This window comes from Clostridium sp. (genome assembly GCF_051650885.1).
In the GTDB taxonomy this organism is placed as follows: Bacteria; Bacillota; Clostridia; order Clostridiales; family Clostridiaceae; genus Clostridium.
The window spans coordinates 1-18,432 of record NZ_JBOFRG010000150.1 but is presented as its reverse complement, the minus strand read 5'-3'; the positions used below and the strand labels follow the sequence as shown (position 1 = coordinate 18,432).

At 29.1% G+C, this 18,432-nt stretch carries 21 protein-coding genes; 1 reads left to right on the top strand and 20 read right to left on the bottom strand.

Annotated features, from left to right (window positions below; all coding sequences use genetic code 11):
• From ACRC28_RS07300 to glsA, 5 genes are all read right to left on the bottom strand, one after another.
• A partial coding sequence (locus ACRC28_RS07300; RefSeq protein WP_438542792.1) for a glycosyl hydrolase family 8 occupies positions 1-773 on the bottom strand: 773 nt, incomplete at its 3' end.
• A 30-nt stretch (positions 774-803) separates the two neighbouring features.
• Positions 804-1,352: a lytic transglycosylase domain-containing protein gene (locus tag ACRC28_RS07295; RefSeq protein ID WP_438542791.1), complete on the bottom strand. Its 549-nt coding sequence runs from the start codon at positions 1,350-1,352 to the stop codon at positions 804-806.
• Between the two features lie 16 nt (positions 1,353-1,368).
• Positions 1,369-1,968, bottom strand: a complete 600-nt coding sequence (gene coaE / locus ACRC28_RS07290) for a dephospho-CoA kinase (RefSeq protein WP_438542790.1) — start codon at positions 1,966-1,968, stop codon at positions 1,369-1,371.
• Between the two features lie 15 nt (positions 1,969-1,983).
• Complete coding sequence (polA, locus tag ACRC28_RS07285; protein ID WP_438542789.1) at positions 1,984-4,569, bottom strand: DNA polymerase I; 2,586 nt, start codon at positions 4,567-4,569, stop codon at positions 1,984-1,986.
• 88 nt (positions 4,570-4,657) lie between these two features.
• Entirely contained in the window at positions 4,658-5,575 is a 918-nt protein-coding gene (gene glsA / locus ACRC28_RS07280) for a glutaminase A (protein ID WP_438542788.1), read from the bottom strand.
• 186 nt (positions 5,576-5,761) lie between these two features.
• Between glsA and ACRC28_RS07275 the strand changes: the two genes are divergently transcribed.
• Positions 5,762-7,000 (top strand): aminopeptidase, encoded by a 1,239-nt coding sequence (locus ACRC28_RS07275; RefSeq protein ID WP_438542787.1) that lies wholly within the window; start codon positions 5,762-5,764, stop codon positions 6,998-7,000.
• Between the two features lie 45 nt (positions 7,001-7,045).
• Here the strand turns inward: ACRC28_RS07275 and ACRC28_RS07270 are convergent, their stop codons facing one another.
• From ACRC28_RS07270 to ACRC28_RS07200, 15 genes are all read right to left on the bottom strand, one after another.
• Positions 7,046-7,555, bottom strand: coding sequence for a DUF3284 domain-containing protein (locus ACRC28_RS07270; protein ID WP_438542786.1), 510 nt, complete (start codon positions 7,553-7,555; stop codon positions 7,046-7,048).
• Between the two features lie 154 nt (positions 7,556-7,709).
• Complete coding sequence (locus tag ACRC28_RS07265; protein WP_438542785.1) at positions 7,710-9,068, bottom strand: PTS sugar transporter subunit IIC; 1,359 nt, start codon at positions 9,066-9,068, stop codon at positions 7,710-7,712.
• 119 nt (positions 9,069-9,187) lie between these two features.
• Positions 9,188-9,499: a hypothetical protein gene (locus ACRC28_RS07260; RefSeq protein WP_438542784.1), complete on the bottom strand. Its 312-nt coding sequence runs from the start codon at positions 9,497-9,499 to the stop codon at positions 9,188-9,190.
• Positions 9,500-9,509: 10 nt separating this feature from the next.
• The gene (locus tag ACRC28_RS07255; protein WP_438542783.1) at positions 9,510-9,821 is read right to left on the bottom strand and encodes a hypothetical protein; all 312 of its coding nucleotides are present in this window, start codon (positions 9,819-9,821) and stop codon (positions 9,510-9,512) included.
• 346 nt (positions 9,822-10,167) lie between these two features.
• Positions 10,168-11,376 carry an NADP-dependent isocitrate dehydrogenase gene (locus tag ACRC28_RS07250; RefSeq protein ID WP_438542782.1) on the bottom strand — a complete coding sequence of 403 codons (1,209 nt, stop codon included), beginning with the start codon at positions 11,374-11,376 and terminating at the stop codon, positions 10,168-10,170.
• A 68-nt stretch (positions 11,377-11,444) separates the two neighbouring features.
• Entirely contained in the window at positions 11,445-11,876 is a 432-nt protein-coding gene (locus ACRC28_RS07245) for an MOSC domain-containing protein (protein WP_438542781.1), read from the bottom strand.
• Positions 11,877-11,880: 4 nt separating this feature from the next.
• Positions 11,881-12,858 carry a GTP 3',8-cyclase MoaA gene (gene moaA, locus ACRC28_RS07240; RefSeq protein WP_438542780.1) on the bottom strand — a complete coding sequence of 326 codons (978 nt, stop codon included), beginning with the start codon at positions 12,856-12,858 and terminating at the stop codon, positions 11,881-11,883.
• A 7-nt stretch (positions 12,859-12,865) separates the two neighbouring features.
• Positions 12,866-13,342, bottom strand: coding sequence for a cyclic pyranopterin monophosphate synthase MoaC (moaC, locus tag ACRC28_RS07235; RefSeq protein ID WP_438542779.1), 477 nt, complete (start codon positions 13,340-13,342; stop codon positions 12,866-12,868).
• A 1-nt stretch (position 13,343) separates the two neighbouring features.
• Positions 13,344-14,366, bottom strand: coding sequence for a molybdopterin-binding protein (locus ACRC28_RS07230; protein WP_438542778.1), 1,023 nt, complete (start codon positions 14,364-14,366; stop codon positions 13,344-13,346).
• A gap of 12 nt (positions 14,367-14,378) precedes the next feature.
• The gene (gene modB, locus ACRC28_RS07225; protein ID WP_438542777.1) at positions 14,379-15,035 is read right to left on the bottom strand and encodes a molybdate ABC transporter permease subunit; all 657 of its coding nucleotides are present in this window, start codon (positions 15,033-15,035) and stop codon (positions 14,379-14,381) included.
• Entirely contained in the window at positions 15,035-15,796 is a 762-nt protein-coding gene (gene modA, locus ACRC28_RS07220; protein WP_438542776.1) for a molybdate ABC transporter substrate-binding protein, read from the bottom strand. Before modA ends, modB begins: the two co-directional genes overlap by 1 nt.
• A complete protein-coding gene (locus ACRC28_RS07215) occupies positions 15,781-16,272 on the bottom strand; it encodes a MogA/MoaB family molybdenum cofactor biosynthesis protein (RefSeq protein WP_438542775.1) in 492 nt (163 codons plus the stop codon). The genes modA and ACRC28_RS07215 overlap by 16 nt, the downstream gene beginning before the upstream one ends.
• 3 nt (positions 16,273-16,275) lie before the next feature.
• Positions 16,276-16,761 (bottom strand): molybdopterin-guanine dinucleotide biosynthesis protein B, encoded by a 486-nt coding sequence (gene mobB, locus ACRC28_RS07210; RefSeq protein ID WP_438542774.1) that lies wholly within the window; start codon positions 16,759-16,761, stop codon positions 16,276-16,278.
• A gap of 1 nt (position 16,762) precedes the next feature.
• Positions 16,763-17,329 (bottom strand): molybdenum cofactor guanylyltransferase, encoded by a 567-nt coding sequence (locus ACRC28_RS07205; RefSeq protein ID WP_438542773.1) that lies wholly within the window; start codon positions 17,327-17,329, stop codon positions 16,763-16,765.
• Positions 17,326-18,432: molybdopterin molybdotransferase MoeA (locus ACRC28_RS07200; protein WP_438542772.1), on the bottom strand; the 1,107-nt coding region annotated here is incomplete at its 5' end. The genes ACRC28_RS07205 and ACRC28_RS07200, both read right to left, overlap by 4 nt.

Below are 18,432 nucleotides of genomic sequence, written 5' to 3'. Positions count from 1 at the left end.
ATATCTACATTTTCAGTATCATATTTTTTGGTTTTTATATCATAAACTTTTCTATATAATGGTACTTCATTACTAATAAACCCACCTTGTAGAATTTTTTCTGATTCTGTGTAAATTCCCTTCCACTTAAAATCTATATTAGTTAAATATTTTAATGCTAGTAAATCAATATAACAAAGTGTTACTTTATCACTATTTCCTGTTCCATCATTAAAATCAACTAATAAATTTCCTTCTTTTAAGTTTTTATATAATCCATTTGCAATTTCAATTGCATAATATCTATCTTTTACACTTCCCCACTTTTCTCCTGCAATTATTAATGCTTTTATTATTCTAAGTTCATCTATAGTTGCAGAAACCTTTGATTTTTCATTTCCATCAATTCTCCAACTTATAAGACCATTTTCTAAAAGCATATTTTCTTTTATATACTGAAAAGTTTTATTAAATCCTTCTTCATCATTTCTTTCTATATAATAAAGAAGCATTAAGCCTTCTGATTCTGATAATACTGAATCACCCTTTGTAATATCGCCCTCATTTTTTTCATTCAAATAATTTGTTTTTATACCACCATTTTCAGTAGTCATTTCATTTTCTATAAAGTTATATAAAATCTCTTCCCTACTTGTGGGTGGACTACTTCCCCATGTTTCAACCACTTTAACAGGAACAAAATACGGCATTAATACCTTTACTATTATTAATGTTATTAATGATAGTATTAAAAAAACTGTTATTCCCATTGTTAATTTTTTCTTTTTACCCATTAGAAAAAATCCCCCCTTCTCAATCCTCTTCTATTCTCCATATAGGAATTTATAAACTTCATAATTAAAGTTTATTCTATCTACATAATTCTTAGTTTCTTTAAATGGTATAACATCTAAGTTTTCCCCATCCTTTGAATACGCCGAATTTTTTAGCCACTTATTTACGTTTCCTCTTCCAGCATTATATGCAGCTAAAACAAGTTCCCTATTCCCATTAAACTCTTTAGATAGATTATCTAAATACCAACACCCCATTTTTATATTTGTATCCTCATTATATAGTACATCTGAATTAAAATCTGTTCCACCCATTTGCTCCCATATCCACTTACCTGTAGACTTTGTGATTTGCATTAACCCTATTGCATCCTTATGGGAGTGAGCATTTTCATTAAATCCACTTTCTGCTTTCATTACTGAAAGAACAAATAATGGGTCTAAATCATATTCTTTACTATATTTATCAACTATATCTTTATGTGCATATGGAAAAACATAGTTTTTTATAACAAATAATCCACTAGCTATAATTATTACTGCAATAAGGATTCCTATTATTAACTTTTTAAACTTCATCCTTTTCCCTCTTTTTCTAAATCTTATTATTGAAGAAGGTGATTATATCTAAAACTTGCTCTTTAGTTTTTTCTAACTCTCTATTATTATCTATAATAATATTGGCAAATTCCTTTTTCTTTTCTAGTGGCATTTGTGCATTAATTCTATTTATTACATCATGATTATTTAATCCATCACGTCTTTTAACTCTTCCTATCTGAGTTTGACTTTCTGCTGTAACTAATATAATATAATCCATTTCTTCATGTAGCTTTGTCTCTATTAATGTAGGTGCATCTATTATTATTATCTTTTTTTTCTTTTTTTCTAATTTTTCTATTTCTTTATAAATACTTTTTATTATATATGGCATTATTATATTTTCATATTTTATCCTTTGATTTGGAAACCTGAATATATGGTTTCCAAATTCTTTACGTCTAAAATCTCCACGCCAATCAAAAAAGCCGTCCCCAAATTCTATTCTTACCTTTTGTAATATTTCTGGATATTCTATAAGAACTTCTCTTCCTATAACATCTGCATCGATTATATCAATCTTTTCTTCTCTAAATATATTTGATACAGTGGATTTTCCAGTCCCAATCCCACCTGTAAGCCCTATCTTTAACAAACTATTTCACCCTTTCTACTTTATGTCATACCATGTTTTACCTGTATTTGAGTCTACTTCTAATGGAACATCTAGTTTTAAAACATTTTCCATTTCTTCTTTTACAAGTTTCTTAACAGTTTCTAATTCATCTTCTTTAACATTTAGTATAAGTTCATCGTGTACTTGTAATAACAGTTCACTTCTTAATTTTTCCTTTTGTATTCTATTATATACATTAATCATTGCTATTTTTATAATATCTGCTGCACTTCCTTGAATTGGTGCATTCATGGCAAGTCTTTCACCAAGTGCTTTTACTATTCTATTTGAAGATTTAATTTCTGGTATAAATCTTTTTCTATTTAAAATAGTAGTACATATTCCTGTTTCTTTTGCATCTTCAACTACCTTTTCAAGATATTCTTTTATTTTAGGGTATCTTGAGAAGTAAATTTCCATATATGAACTTGCTTCTTTTTTAGTTATTTTTAAATCTTGTGCAAGTGAGAAATCACTCATTCCATATACTATACCAAAGTTAACTGCCTTTGCTCTAGATCTCATTAAGCTAGTTACTTCATCAACAGGTACATTAAATACTTCTGCTGCTGTTTTAGTATGAATATCACTATGCTCTTTAAAAGCATTTATCATATTTTCATCTCTACTTATATGAGCAAGCACTCTTAATTCTATTTGAGAATAGTCTAAAGATAAAAGTGTATCTTCAGGATTATCTGTAATAAAGAACTTTCTTATCTCTCTTCCCATTTCATATCTTATAGGAATATTTTGAAGGTTTGGCTCAGTACTTGAAAGTCTTCCTGTTGTTGTTACTGTCTGATTGAAGTTTGTATGAATCTTTCCATCAGTATCTATTAATGCCTTAATTCCTTCTACATAAGTTGAATATATCTTACTTATTTGTCTGTAATACGTTATTTTTTCAATGATAGGATGGTCATCTTTAAGCTTATTTAATACATCTGCGTTAGTTGAATATCCTGTCTTTGTTTTCTTAATAACTCTTAAGTCTAGCTTTTCAAAAAGAATAACTCCAAGTTGCTTTGGTGAATTTATGTTAAACTTTTCTTCTGCTAAAGCGTATATCTCTGCTTCAGTCTTATCTAGCTCACCTTTAAACTTAACCTGAAGTGAATCTAAAACTTCTCTATCTATTTTAAATCCTACATTCTCCATATCAGCTAAAACAAACATTAATGGATGCTCTATATCATAATATAATTTTTCCATATTTTCTTTTCTTATTTTATCTTTTAAATCTTTTTCAATAGCTTCTAAATATGTTGCACCATTTAATATGATATTTTCCTTGTTATCCCCTTTAATTTCTTCAAAGATAGTAAATGAAGCTACTTTATCAACTGAATAATCACCTCTTGATGAATCAATAATATAAGCTCCTATTGCTGTATCAAAATTAAAGCCTTCTATTTTAATATCATTATTAAGTAATATTTTCACTAAAGCTTTTCCATCATGTATAGTTTTTTCAATCTTTTCATTTTGGAAGAATTCTTTTAATAGAGATATATTAATATGCTCCATATCTAGCTTATATACCTTTTTCTTTTCACCAAAGTGAATATATTTTATTTTTCTTTCTGAGTTTAAAGGAGTATGCTCTTCTACATATGTTATATAATATTTATTATTTTTACTTAAAAATTCATTTAAGTCTTTTTCTTCTAACTCTATAACTTCTATAGCTTCTTCTTCTTTTTCTTCTTCTACAACCAATTTACTTATTGTATTTCTATTCATTCCAAGCTTTAATAACAGTTCTTTTGCCATAACTGGATTATCTTCTTTTTCTCCTTCTATAGCTTCCATTATTCCTGTAATTGGTGCATTGACTTCTATTGTTGCAAGTCTTTTACTAAAAATTGCTTGTTCTTTATTTTCTTCAAGATTTTCTTTTAATTTCTTTCCTGATAATTCATCTATATGCTCTAAAACATTTTCAACAGAACCATAATCTTTTATTAATTTAAATGCAGTTTTTTCTCCTACACCTGGTACTCCTGGAATGTTATCACTCTTATCTCCCATAAGTCCTTTTACATCTATAAACTGAGTTGGTGTAACTCCAAACTCTTCTATAAATGTCTTTTCATCATATACAGCGACTTCTGAAACACCCTTCTTAGTTATTACTACATTTATATTAGTATCAGCTAATTGAAGAGCATCCTTATCTCCTGTTACTATAAATACTTCAATTCCATTTCTACTAGCTTCTTTTGCTATAGTTCCAATTAAGTCATCTGCTTCATATCCTTCAAGTTCATATGAATCAATACCTAAATATCCTAAAAGCTCCTTCATAATTGGGAATTGCTCATATAATTCTGGAGCCATTTTTTTTCTTCCAGCTTTATAGTCTTTATATTCCTTATGTCTAAATGTTGGTGCTTTTTTATCAAATGTTGCTATTATATATTTTGGATTTATATCTTCTTTCATTTTTATAAGCATATTTACAAAACCATAAATAGCATTTGTATGTATTCCTTCACTATTAGTTAAGGTCTGTGGAATTGCAAAAAATGCTCTGTTCATAAGTGAATTTGAATCTAATATTAATAATCTTTCCATCTCTTCCTCCAGTTATCTTTTTTCTTTTAATAATTATATCATTTTATAGTTAATTTTAGTAATTAAGTTCTTGTAATTTTTTCTAATTTTAAAAAATGCTTAAATCTAATTCTTTAGATAAATCACTTAACAACTCAATGCCTGCAATACTGTTTCCTTTTTCATCTAAAGCTGGTCCATATACTCCAATTCCCATTCTTTTTGGAACTGCACCTAAAATACCTCCTCCAACTCCACTTTTAGCTGGAATACCTATTTTAACTGCAAACTCTCCTGATGCATCATACATACCACAAGTAACCATTATAGTTTTTACTACTCTACAAATATCTTTTTCTATAAGTCTTTCATTGCTCCATGGAATTATTCCATCATTTGCAAGAACTGCTCCAAATCTTGCTAAATCCATAGCTGTTCCTTCAATGGCACATTGCTTAAAATAAAGAGATAAGATTTCTTCTACATTTCCATCTAAAATTTTGTTTCCTTTCATATAGTATGCAAGGGCTCTATTTCTATCCCCTGTTTCTTTTTCTGATATGTACACTTCTTCATTTATGCTTATGTTCTCATTATTAGTTCCCTTTTTTAAAAAGTCTAATAATCTATTTAATTTTTCTTCTTCATTATTCCCTTTTATTAAAGAAGTAGTCATTATAGCACCTGCATTTATCATAGGGTTATATGGTCTTTTTGTATCTTTTGTCTCTAAATTTACAATTGAGTTAAACCCTTCACCTGTAGGTTCTACATTTACTTTTTCTAAAACCTTTTTATATCCATTGTCTTTAATTGCTAGCATAAGACTTACAACCTTTGATATGCTTTGAATTGTAAACTTCTTATTACATTCACCTGCACTAAATTCTCTTCCATCTAATTTAACAATGGCTACTCCTAAATGATTTTTATCGCCTTCAAGTAATGCTGGAATATATGACGCCACATTTCCAAGCTTTCCATACTTTCTATTTTTTTCAACTAATTCTTCTAATAGTTTATTCAAAACTTACACCTCGTCCCCTAATCTTTAGTACTTCTATTATATTACTTATTAAGTTTCCATACAATCACAGTAAAAATTCACTTTATTTCAACTTAATATGTTTTCAATAAATTTAAACTTTATTTTATAAGAATAACCTTTCATATGATAAAATAATAATAATAAATACATTTGGAGGTATAGATTATGATTAAAAACCTAAATACAATACTTGAAAAATATGCAGATTTAATAGTAAAAAAAGGTCTTAACATTCAAAAGGATGGACTTTTATTTATAAATTCTCCAATTGAATGTGCAGAGTTTTCTAGAATAATTTCAGAAAAAGCTTACAACGTTGGGGCAAAAAATGTTTATATCAATTATGGTGATGAAAATTTTTCTAAAATAAAACTACAAAATGAATCTTTAGAAAGTTTAAAAGAAGTTCCTGATTTTGAAATTGAAAAATATATGTACTATCAAAGAAATGGTGCTTCATTCCTTTCAATATCAGCTAGTAATCCTGAACTTTTAAAAGAGATAGATGGAAATAAAATAGCAGCCTCATCACAAGCTAGAAGTATAGCTTTAAAAGATTACTATGAAAAAGTAATGAATAACGAAAATGCTTGGTGCGTAGTTTCTGTTCCATCAAAAGCTTGGGCTAAAAAAGTATTCCCAGAACTTAATGAAGAAGATGCAGTAGACTCTTTATGGGATGCTATCTTTAAAATAGTAAGAGTTGATTTAGAAAATCCTGTAGATGCATGGGATAAACATTCAAAAAGCTTAAAAGAAAATATTAAATTCTTCGAAAAATACAATTTTAAAAAATTAAAATACACAAACTCAATAGGAACTGATTTAGAAATAGAGCTTCCTGAAAACCATATTTGGTGCGGTGGTTCTGATGTAACTACAGGTGGTGTTGAATTTATTGCAAATATGCCAACTGAAGAAATATTTACTCTACCAAAAAGAGATGGTGTAAATGGAATAGTTTATTCAACTAAGCCATTAAACTATAATGGAACTTTAGTAGATGAATTTACCTTAACTTTTAAAGATGGTAGAATTGTAGATTTTACTGCAAAAGAAGGTTATGACGCTTTAAAAAGCTTAATCGAAACAGATGAAGGTTCTCATTACTTAGGAGAAGTTGCACTTGTTCCTTATGATTCACCAATTTCAAACTCAAACATCCTTTTCTACAACACATTATTTGATGAAAATGCTTCATGTCACCTAGCAATAGGTCGTGCATATAGCAGTTGTATTAAAGATGGTGAAAAAATGAATGAAGAAGAATTATTAAAAGCTGGTGCAAATAATTCTTTAAAACACGTTGATTTTATGATTGGCTCTAAAGATTTAAATATTGTTGGATATACTCATGATGGAACTTCAATAAAAGTATTTGAAAATGGAAACTTCGCTTTTTAAATAACTTTAAAAGGACTGCTAAAATATTTTTAGCAGTCCTCTTTTTTACTCTTCGTTTTCTTCAATATCTTTATTTAAATCTACTGAAACTTCTTTTTCATTTTTTGGTTTTGCTTTTTCAACCTTTTCTCTATAATCTTCTATAGCTTTTTCAAGGGCATCTGCAAAAACACTAAATCTTCTCTTAACAGTTCCTTTAAAACATATCCTTTGAATAAGTGTATTAAACCACTGGAATGCTCCTGGTGTATCCTCAGTTTCTTCTAAGGTTATTTTTGTTCTTTCATCTCCATCTCTTTCAAATGAATAAGTTGAAACGTATACCATTTTATCTTTAACACTTGTTATTTGATAAAGTTCATTTGTCTTATAATCTGTTATTTCTACTCTGCATGTCCCAGATTTTGCTGAATAAGTTCCTACCTTTTTTGTTACATAACAACCTATAGGTTCCTTTTCATTAAACTTTGGAAAATCTCTCTTTGCAGTTCTTATGAAAACCTTAAAAACTTCTTCTACTGGATAATCTACTACTGTTGAATTTATAAATCCCAAAATAATTCCCTCCTGTAACTCTTAAAAAATAAATCTACTTTTATTTTACCATATTTCTGTATATATTTTCTATATTATTAGCTATGTATTATAAAACCTTTATTTTATTTAAAAAGAGGTGTGGATAATTCCACACCTCTCTTATTTAAACTAATTAATCTTCGTTTCCTACTTTGTTTGCAGCGATAACGAATGGAGTCCATATTAATACTGCAAGAAGTAATAATGCTGCTGCTAAGATACCAGCTTTGATATCTCCACCAGTTCCAACTACTGCTGAGAAGATTGGTGGTGTTACCCATGGTCCTGCAATAGATAACTTACTAACAAGACCTGCATTTGTAACCATATATGCGATTGCAATACAGATACCTGGAGTTATTATAAATGGTATGAAGTAAATTGGGTTTAATACAAGTGGTAAACCGAATATTACTGGCTCATTTATTTGGAAGATACCAGGTGCGATAGCAAGTTTTGCAAGTTCTCTTGACTCTTGCTTCTTAGAGAAGATGAATATAGCGATTAATAATGCTAAAGTTCCTCCTGATCCTCCTGGCATAGCGTATACGTCAACAAAGTTTCTTGTTAATACGTGAACAGCTTCTTTACCTTGGTTGATTAACTCTAAGTTTTCAGCTAATGTTGGAGAGTACATAGCATTTAACGCTGGCTCTACCATGTTCATTCCGTGTAATCCGAAGAACCATAATAATTGTGATAATGTTACTAATACAATGTATGTGATTGGTGATGCACCAAGTTTCATTAATGGCTCTTGGATAGCTTTTTCAATCATAACTTTTAATTCAGTTCCGAATCCTACGAAACTTACTGAGAATACAACACCTGCAATAAGAATTACTATTAATGCTGGAATAACTGCTGCGAATGCTTTTGATACAGCTGGTGGCACTTGCTCAGGCATTTTGATAGTGAATCCTTTTTTAGTTAAGAATATAAATAATTGACCTGCTACTAAAGCAACGATCATAGCTGTAAACATAGCTGTTGAGTTGAAGTTACCCCAACTTAACATTCCCCATGCGCTTCCGTTAACTGCTTCTTTAGTTGCCTCATCGATAACTATTGAAATTGGTTGTGCATCTGGAATTAATGTTAAGAATGCAGCTAATGCTGTTAAAGCTGTAGCTAATGGGTCTACTTCATATTGTCTTCCTAAAGCATAAGCTATAGTTAACACGATGAAAATACTAGTTAATGCTAGTGTTCCCCACCACATGTTGTTTACGATTGGGTTTATATACTTAGTAATGAATGGTTGTACCGATTCAGCATATGCTCCCATTGTGTTTAATTTTGCACCTATTAATGAGTCCGCTTTAAAAAATACGTTTAAGAATAATGATCCTAAAGATCCTGCCATAAATATTGGTAATGTTCCTATAAATCCGTCTCTTAGAGCACATAATTGCTTTTGACGCCCTAATTTTTCAGCTATTGGCATAAGAAACTTTTCTAAGCCTGCAGCTAATTTGTCCATGAATTTCATTTTAGTTCCCCCTTATATACTTTTATTTATATATGATTGCTTTTTATTTTAGAAAAAGTGCCATAATTCTAAAATATAAGCTATACATACCATAGTTTAACTATTACACCTCTTGACCATTAAATTATAGTGTAATCTAGTTTTAGTAATTTTTTGCTAAAAATATGAAAGTATGAAAATAATCCTCTAAATCCTGAAAGACCAACTTCACATGTTAACCTAACAGTTTTATTCTTTTCTATATTTATGTTTAAAATATTACTTTTAGCTCCTAAAACTTTAATAAATATTTTATGTGTTCCCTCCTTAAGATTTAATACCTTTCTGGCATCATCACTTATTAAGGTAACCTTTTCATCGTTAACATAAACAGTGTAGTCTAAGAGTCTTAGCATATGACTTCCTGGTCTAGTTAAGATAATATCTCCCACTTTTAGACCTCTACTTTACGTATTGTTCTATTTGTGGCATTATTTTTTCCATGTTCTTTAATCCAAAATCAACTGGTTTTAAAGTTACATGTGGTACATTTACTGCTTCTAATTCAGCTTTAACTTTCTTTTCTACTAGCATTAATTCAGGTGCTATAATTGCTACTGCAACGTCTCCTCCTGCAAGAGCTTCCCCCATAGTTCCTTCAGTTCCAAAGATCCATTCTACTGGGTAGTTATTTTTCTCTGTGTATGCTACTGCAACTCTTTCGAAGGCTTTAGCTTGTCCTGTCCCTTTTGATAATACTAATACTTTACTCATTTAAAACATCTCCTTTTCTCTTTTACTTCCTTTAAAAGTATATTCTTCTTAATGGAAGTTATGACTATTTTATTAATTTCTTTAATAAATATATCATATTTTTTCTTTTTTGTATATATTTTACTTTTTCTTTTTGTTTTCTTAAAAGCATTTTCAATGCCTTTGGTTAACTCGTTTTTGATTATTTAGTAATTATTTACACTCTTATTCTATAACAAATTTTGGATAATGTAAACATTTTTATGAAATTTTTATGAAATTTTTTAACTTTTTTAGTATATTTTTTATATTTTTAAAAGAAATAGCATAACCTCAATGCTTTAAAGGTTATGCTAATCTTAAAAATTTATATGTTTTTTTCTAATTCTTCTCTAATTTCTCTTATAAACTGAAAACTATTTAAAACTTTTGGATTTTTAAACTCAGTTATTAATGCCATATCTTTTGTCATTTTTCCATCTTCAATAACTTTTATAGAAGCTTTTTCTAATTTTTCTGCAAAATTACTTAATTCTAAATTATTATCAAGTTCTCCACGCTTTTTTAAAGCTCCACTCCAAGCAAAAATAGTTGCAATAGAATTTGTTGAAGTTTCTTCACCTTTTAGATGCTTGTAATAATGTCTTTGAACAGTTCCATGTGCTGCTTCATATTCATAATATCCTTCTGGTGATACTAAAACTGATGTCATCATCGCAAGTGAACCAAAAGCTGTTGCTATCATATCACTCATTACATCACCATCATAGTTTTTACAGGCCCATATAAAGCCACCTTCTGATTTTATAACCCTTGCTACTGCATCATCTATTAAAGTGTAAAAATATTCTATTCCTAAAGCATCAAACTTTTCTTTATATTCTTTTTCAAATATTTCTTCAAATATATCTTTAAAAGTATGGTCATATTTTTTTGAAATAGTATCTTTAGTTGAAAACCATAAATCTAATTTACTATCTAATGCATAGTTAAAACAACTTCTAGCAAAGCTTTCTATTGACTTATATTTATTATGCATTCCTAAAACTATTCCTTTTTCATTAAAGTCAAAAATAGTTTCTCTGGTTTCTTTTCCTTCTTTATTAGTAAATACTAATTCACATAGACCTTCTTCCTCTATTTTCATTTCTACATCCTTATAAATATCTCCATAAGCATGTCTTGCAATAGTTATAGGTTTGTCCCATGTTTTTACGTAAGGTTTTACGTTATTTACTAAGATTGGTGCTCTGAATACTGTTCCATCTAAAATTGCTCTAATAGTTCCATTAGGGCTTTTCCACATTTCTTTTAAATTATATTCTTCTACTCTTTGCATGTTAGGAGTTATTGTTGCACATTTTACTCCAACTCCATATTTCTTTATAGCATTTGCAGCTTCTACCGTTACTTCATCATTTGTTTTTTCCCTATACTCTAGCCCTAAGTCATAGTAGTCAGTATTTAGTTCTATAAAAGGCTCTAAAAGTTCTTCTTTTATAACCTTCCATAAAACTCTTGTCATTTCATCACCATCCATCTCAACTAATGGTGTATTCATTTTTATTTTACTCATATAATCCCCCCAAACAATTTTGTTTAAGGTGATTATATATTAAATTTACTTTTTTTTCAATTTATGTATTATTTTAATACTTCTACTTCTGTACCTTCTACTATATGACCACCTTTTATAACCTTTGAAAAAGTTCCATAAACAGGCATGATACATCTTCCAACTCTATGGAAAATTTCACATTCATTATGACATTTTTTCCCTATTTGAGTTATTTCAAGTATAGCTTCTCCAACTTTTAATTTTGTTCCTATTTCTAATTCATTAACTCTAATTCCTTCAATAACTAAGTTTTCTCCGAAGTCACCAAATACAACATTTCCTCCTTCTTTATTAAAATCATCTATCTTATCTACATTTAAAAGACTAACTTGTCTATGCCAGTTTCCTCCGTGAGCATCTCCTTCTAATCCAAATCCTTCTACTAGATTAATTTCAGGTATTCTCTTTTTAGCAGTTCCCTTTTTTTCACTTTTACAAATTGCTCTTATTTTTCCCATCTTTTTATCCTCCAATTTCATTCATGTTTCTTTCTTCTTCATTTTCATCTTGTTTGTTGAATAAATACATTTCTGGTTTATTGTATATTCCACTTTCTATTACTTTTAAAAGCTCCGCTTCATCTTCATTTCTTAAAATCTTTTTTAAGTCAATATCACTTTTCCAGTTTAAACATTGTTTAAGCATTCCATCTGTAGTTATTCTTATTCTGTTGCAATCTTCACAAAAACAATTACTTATTGCACTAATAAATCCAATTTTCCCAGTGTAATCTTCTATTTTTATATATTTTGCAGGACCATCTTTTTTATTTCTTTCTATAACTTCTACATTTAATTTATTTTCCTTCAAAACTTTTAAAATTTCTTCATTTGAAACTCCCTTAAAGTTTTTTCCTTCACCTATTGGCATAAGCTCAATAAATCTTAAAGCTATATCTTTCTTTTTTGTAAACTCTACAAGACTTAATATTTCATCTTTGTTTAGCTCATCAATAACAACTGTGTTAATCTTAATTTTTATTCCAATTCTTAAAGCTTTATCTATACTTCTTAAAACCTTATTAATATCTCCACCTCTTGTTATTTCTTTAAACTTTTCTTCATTTAATGTATCTAAACTAATATTTAAAGCTTTAACTCCATGTTCTTTAAAGAAGTCTAATTTTTCTTCTAAAAGAATACCATTTGTTGTTAATGCAATCTCTTCAATTCCATTAACCTTATTTATCTTTTCAATAAGGCCTTCAATATCTTTTCTAACTAAAGGTTCTCCCCCTGTTAATCTTACTTTTCTGATTCCAAGCTTTGCACTCGCTTTAATTACTTCTATAACTTCATCATTAGTTAATTTGTCTTCTACCTCAAAAAATTTATTACCTTTAGCTGGCATACAGTAAACACATCTTAAATTACATTTATCTGTTAAGGATACTCTAATGTAGTCAACTGTTCTGCCGAATTTATCTTTCAAATTTCCCACCTCTTACTTAATAGAAAAAGTCTCCACTCTTTCCACCTTTTTTACTTTTTAAATGTACATCTGTTATTTTTATTCTTTTATCTACAGCTTTACACATATCATATATTGTTAATGCTGCAATTGAAACTCCTGTTAAAGCTTCCATTTCAACTCCTGTTTTATCTGTAAGCTTTGCCATACCTTCAATATCTATTGCACATTCCTCTTCATTTATAGAAAAGTTTATATAGCATCCCTTTATCATTATAGGATGACACATTGGAATTAAGTCTGATGTCTTTTTCATTCCCATTATTCCAGCAACTCTTGCAACTCCTAAAACATCCCCTTTTCCTATTTCACCTTTTTTAATTAACTCTAAAGTTTCTGGACTTACTAAAACTTTTCCTACTGCAACTGCTACTCTTTCTGTATCTTTCTTTTTAGATACATCTACCATTACAGCATTTCCATTTTTATCAAAGTGAGTTAAACCATTATCCATCTTATTCACCCTTTCCAAAAGAACAATGTGGGAATGTACATACTTTACAATCAATTAAACATTGACCACCATGTCCAAGTGCACTTATATCTCTTCTTTTTAATTTTTCATCTGCTAATATTCTAGGAAGAACTAAATCAAATATTGTTCTTTTTGAATACATTACGCATCCTGGAAGCCCAACTATTGGTGTATTTCCATGGTATGCTAAAAGAAACATTGCCCCTGGAAGTACTGGTGCTCCATAAGTTATAAGCTCTGCACCACTTTCCTTTATAGCAGTTGGTGTAACATCATCTGGGTCTACTGACATTCCTCCTGTACATACTATAAATTCTGCACCTTCTTCTAATGCCTTATGAATTTCTTTTATAATGTCTTCTTTTTTATCATCTACAATGGCTTGATTTACAAGCTCACATCCATAATATTCTATCTTTCTTTTTACAGCAGGACCAAAGGCATCTTTTATTCTTCCATGATAAACTTCACTTCCTGTTGTTATCATATATGTTTTCTTACCTTTAATTTCTTCTACACTTATTATTTTTTCATTTATAAGATTTTCAGCTTCTATAATTTTCTTTTCATCTATTACAAGAGGTATAACCCTTGTTCCTCCTAATAATTCTCCTTTTTTTACTGGAGTATTATTATGTATAGTTGCTATAATTATCTCTCCTAAATCATTTATATCTAAAAGTTTTTCTTTATCTATTTTTAAAAGCCCATCTCTTTTTGCTATAAAGTTTATTTTTCCTTCTTTTATTTCACCAAACTCTATACCTTCGCCACAAACTAAATCTTTTATTCTTTCTGCTGCATCATTTTCATGTAGCATTCCTTCTTTAGCTTCCCAAACATATATATGTTCTTTTCCTATTTTTAAAAGCTCTTCAACATCTTCTTCTCTTATTATATGACCTTTTTTAAAGGCTCTTCCTTTAAATTCTCCTGGCACTATTTTAGTTATATCATGACAAAGAACGTTTCCCACTGCATCTTTTACGTTTATTTTTTTCATTTTTTCTTCTCCTTACTTTAATTTCTTAAGTATAAAGTTATATCCAAGGGTTAAAAAGATAGATATACAAACTATTATTATTAAAATAGTTCTTGCAACCTCTGTATTGTTGTTTTCAATAGCATAATACAACGCCATTGGTACTGTTTGTGTTTCCCCTGGTATATTTCCTGCAACTAAGATAGTTGCTCCAAACTCTCCAAAAATCCTAGCTATTGAAAGAATAGTTCCTGTAAGTATTCCCTTCTTAGATAAGGGTAAACTTATTTTTCTATATACAACTCTATCCTTTGCACCCATTTCCATTGCTGCAAGCTTCAAATCTTCACTTACTCCTAAAAGACTCGTTTTTATGCTTCCATACATTATAGGCATAGCTACAATAACTCCAACTATTATTGCTCCCACTATTGTAAAAATTATCGAAATATCAAAGCTTTCATAAAGAAACTTTCCAAGTACACCTCTTTTACCAAAAGCTATAAGCACTAAAAAACCTACTGCTGATGGTGGCATAAACATTGGAAGTAATATTATAGTTTCTAAAAAACTTTTTCCCCTTATCTTTTTATGAATCAAAAAGTAATTAAATACAATTCCAAGTACAAGTGTTATTATAAGAGATACTATAACTACTTGAAATGAAATAAAGAAAGCACTAGTTATCATTAATTTACACTAAATCCATAGCTTTTAAAGACTTCTTTCGCTTTAGCACTTTTTAAGTAATCTAAAAATTTCTTTGAATCTTCTAAATTATTATTTTCTTTCATAATTGATAAAGTATATTCTATTTTTTGGTGAGAGCTATTATTTATTTCATAAACTATTTTTGCATGCTTTAAATTTAAAGCATCAGTTTTATATACAAAGCCATATTCAGCATTTCCACTTTCTACATACTCTAATGCACTTTTTACACTTTTTCCATACACTAATTTATCTTTCACACTGCTATATAAATTATAATAATCTAAGCTTTCTTTTGCATACATCCCAGCTGGAACTGTATTTATCTCTCCAATTGCAATTTTTCCTGTAGCATTTTTCAAATCATCTAAGTTTTTTAAATGCTCATTTCCAACTATAACTAAAGAATTAGTTAATACAGTTTCTATTCTTTTTTCATATACATATCCTTTTTTCACTAAATCTTCTGAATACTCTTTATTTGCTGAAAAAAACATATTTACATTAGCTCCATTTAAAATTTGCTTTTGAAGTGTTCCTGAACCACCAATATTATATTTCACCTGTACCCCTGTTTCTTGTGTAAAGTTTTCCCCTATTTTCTCCATTGGATCTTTTAAGCTTGCTGCAATACTTACTGTAATTTCTTTATTTTCTTCTTTTTTATTGCATCCAACTAAACTTATAACCACCCCTGTAAGAATTACTATAGGAATAAGAAATTTTACTTTCTTGCGCATTCTCCTGTTCTTCCTTTCATAATGTCTATTCCATGCTTTAATTCTTCTATAAGATACTCCATAATTTCTCTACATGCCTTTGGACTTCCTGGCATATTCACTATTAAAGTTTCTCCCCTTATCCCTGCTGTTGCTCTTGAAAGCATAGCTCTTTTAGTTAATGTTAAACTATAAGCTCTTACTGCCTCTGGTATTCCAAGTGCTTCTCTTTCAATAACTTCTTTTGTAGCTTCTGGTGTTATATCTCTCTTGCTAAATCCAGTACCACCTGTAGTTAATACAAGCTCTATTTTTAAGTTATCTGCCATATTTATCATTTCATTTTTCAGCATTTCCTTATCATCTGGAAGCATAATATATTTTTCTACTTTAAAGTTATGCTCTTTTGCAATCTCCTCTATAACCTTTCCACTTAAATCTTCTCTTTTACCTTCGTATCCTGAATCACTGCTTGTGATTATTCCTAAAGTATACATTCTTTAAGCCTCCTTAAAATTTAATATTTTTTCTGTTATTTTTTCGTAGTCATTTCTATTTACTACATCTATATCATCTATCTTAATCTCTATATCTGATGCTACACAAATAAGCTTTTCTTTTTCACTAATTATTTTTGTACTTAATTTTGAATTAAACACTTCTATTTTATAAAGGTCACTTTTTTTATAGCCTTCAACTATAATAAAGTCCTTATCACTAAAAAGCTTTATAGCCTCTTCTAAACTGAGCTCTTTTTCTATTGTCATTATAGTTCTACCTTTAGCCACCATACAAATTTCACTAGCACCAGCTTCCCTATGCCTGTATGTATCTTTCCCCTTTTTATCTAAATCAATTGAGTGGCTATGATGTTTTATAGTTCCTACACTAAATCCACGTTCTTTAAGTTCCTTTATAACCCCCACTATAAGAGTAGTTTTACCAACATTTGAACATTCACCCATTACATTTATTATTCTTACCATTTTACTCACCTATAACTAACTTATCATATTCTTCTACTGTATTTATATTTATAAAATTATTTTCATCATTTATTTCAATAAATTTAACATTTAACCCTTTTATAAATCTTATTAATCCATATTTTTCTTCTTCTATACTTTTTTTTATTTTACCTAATATTTCTTTTTTATATACTCCACAAAAAGGTTCTATCTTTCCATTTACAGTAGGAATAAGACACTCCTCTTTAAAATCTATACTTCCAAGCTTATTTAAGATTTCTTTTTTTAAAAAAGGCATATCACAAGAAACAACTAATACTTTTTCATCATCCACTTCCGATAAAACTGAATATAAGCCTCCTATTGGCCCAATATTTTTTATTTTATCTTCAATTATTTTATATCCTTGTATCTTTTCTTTTATTTTTTCATCATTGCAGGATACTAAAATTTCTTTAAAATCTTTTAAAGCTTCAATTTCTCTATCTATAAACAACTTATCTTCATACTTTAGAAGAGCCTTTGGAGAATAGTTCATCCTTGAACTCTCTCCCCCTGCTAAAATAACTGCTATGCATTCTATCATCTTATTATATAAACCTCTTCACCAGATTTTAAGATTTCACCAGGCTTCACTTCTAAAATGCAATTACTATTTATCATAGTATGTACTTGCCCTGGACTTTGGTACACGTTGTTTATAGACACATATCCCTCATTATCTTTATATGCTCTTAAAAATCTTCTTTTCTTTCCTTTTTTCTCAAAGCTATCTTTTAACGTTGCCTTTTCATACTTTAACATATCTTCTTTGCAGTGTATCATTTTTAAAAGAGCGTCTCTACATAAAAGTTCAAAAGTAGTTGCACTTGCAACAGGTGTCCCTGATAAGCCTATATAAAGCCTTTCGCCTTTTTTTCCTACAAATAATGGAGAACCTGGTTTTATATCAACCTTCCAAAAAAGAATTTCATAACCTAAGTCATGTACAACCTTTTGAACAATATCCTTTTCTCCTACAGATACTCCACCTGTTGATATTATAATATCAGTCACCTTTTCTAACTCCATTATCCCATTTCTTAAGCTTTTTTCATTATCTAAAAGATTATTATATAAAATTCCATCTAAATTCAATTCTTTTATTCTAGAAATTAAAAAAGCTCCATTACAGTTAAATACTTTTCCATCTTTTAATTCTTCACCTGGATTTTGTATTTCATCACCTGTATTTATTAATCCAACTCTAGCTTTTTTATAAACCTTTATGTTGTTTAAACCAAGTGCCGCAAGTGCCATCATTTCTGACGAAGTTACCTTTTTTCCTTTTTCTAAAATTTTATCTCCTTTCTTAAAATCTTCACCTTCATAAATATAGTTATCATAAGCTTTATGCTCTTTAAAAATTTTAACTATTCCATCTTTCTCTTCTGTGTCCTCTTGTTTAACTATACAATTTAAACCTTCTGGAATCTTAGCTCCTGTCATAATTCTTATACATTCTCCATACTTCACTTCTTTTGTAGATACTTCTCCTGCAAAAATCTTATCTACAACTTTAAACTCTCTATAACCTTCAAGTCCTTCAAGTTCTTCTCCACGTATAGCATATCCATCTAAAGGTGACTTAGGAAATGGTGGATTATTTATTGGAGAGTAAACATCTTCAAATAAAGTTCTACCTAGTGC

Coding starts and splice junctions, on each gene's coding strand:
- mobB (WP_438542774.1), bottom strand. CDS start 16,761: ATGGTAAGAATAATAAATGTAATGGGTGAATGTTCAAATGTTGGTAAA.
- ACRC28_RS07295 (WP_438542791.1), bottom strand. CDS start 1,352: ATGAAGTTTAAAAAGTTAATAATAGGAATCCTTATTGCAGTAATAATT.
- ACRC28_RS07245 (WP_438542781.1), bottom strand. CDS start 11,876: ATGGGAAAAATAAGAGCAATTTGTAAAAGTGAAAAAAAGGGAACTGCT.
- modA (WP_438542776.1), bottom strand. CDS start 15,796: ATGCGCAAGAAAGTAAAATTTCTTATTCCTATAGTAATTCTTACAGGG.
- polA (WP_438542789.1), bottom strand. CDS start 4,569: ATGGAAAGATTATTAATATTAGATTCAAATTCACTTATGAACAGAGCA.
- ACRC28_RS07230 (WP_438542778.1), bottom strand. CDS start 14,366: ATGAAAAAAATAAACGTAAAAGATGCAGTGGGAAACGTTCTTTGTCAT.
- ACRC28_RS07255 (WP_438542783.1), bottom strand. CDS start 9,821: ATGAGTAAAGTATTAGTATTATCAAAAGGGACAGGACAAGCTAAAGCC.
- moaC (WP_438542779.1), bottom strand. CDS start 13,342: ATGGATAATGGTTTAACTCACTTTGATAAAAATGGAAATGCTGTAATG.
- ACRC28_RS07275 (WP_438542787.1), top strand. CDS start 5,762: ATGATTAAAAACCTAAATACAATACTTGAAAAATATGCAGATTTAATA.
- ACRC28_RS07205 (WP_438542773.1), bottom strand. CDS start 17,329: ATGATAGAATGCATAGCAGTTATTTTAGCAGGGGGAGAGAGTTCAAGG.
- modB (WP_438542777.1), bottom strand. CDS start 15,035: ATGATAACTAGTGCTTTCTTTATTTCATTTCAAGTAGTTATAGTATCT.
- ACRC28_RS07215 (WP_438542775.1), bottom strand. CDS start 16,272: ATGTATACTTTAGGAATAATCACAAGCAGTGATTCAGGATACGAAGGT.
- ACRC28_RS07250 (WP_438542782.1), bottom strand. CDS start 11,376: ATGAGTAAAATAAAAATGAATACACCATTAGTTGAGATGGATGGTGAT.
- ACRC28_RS07265 (WP_438542785.1), bottom strand. CDS start 9,068: ATGAAATTCATGGACAAATTAGCTGCAGGCTTAGAAAAGTTTCTTATG.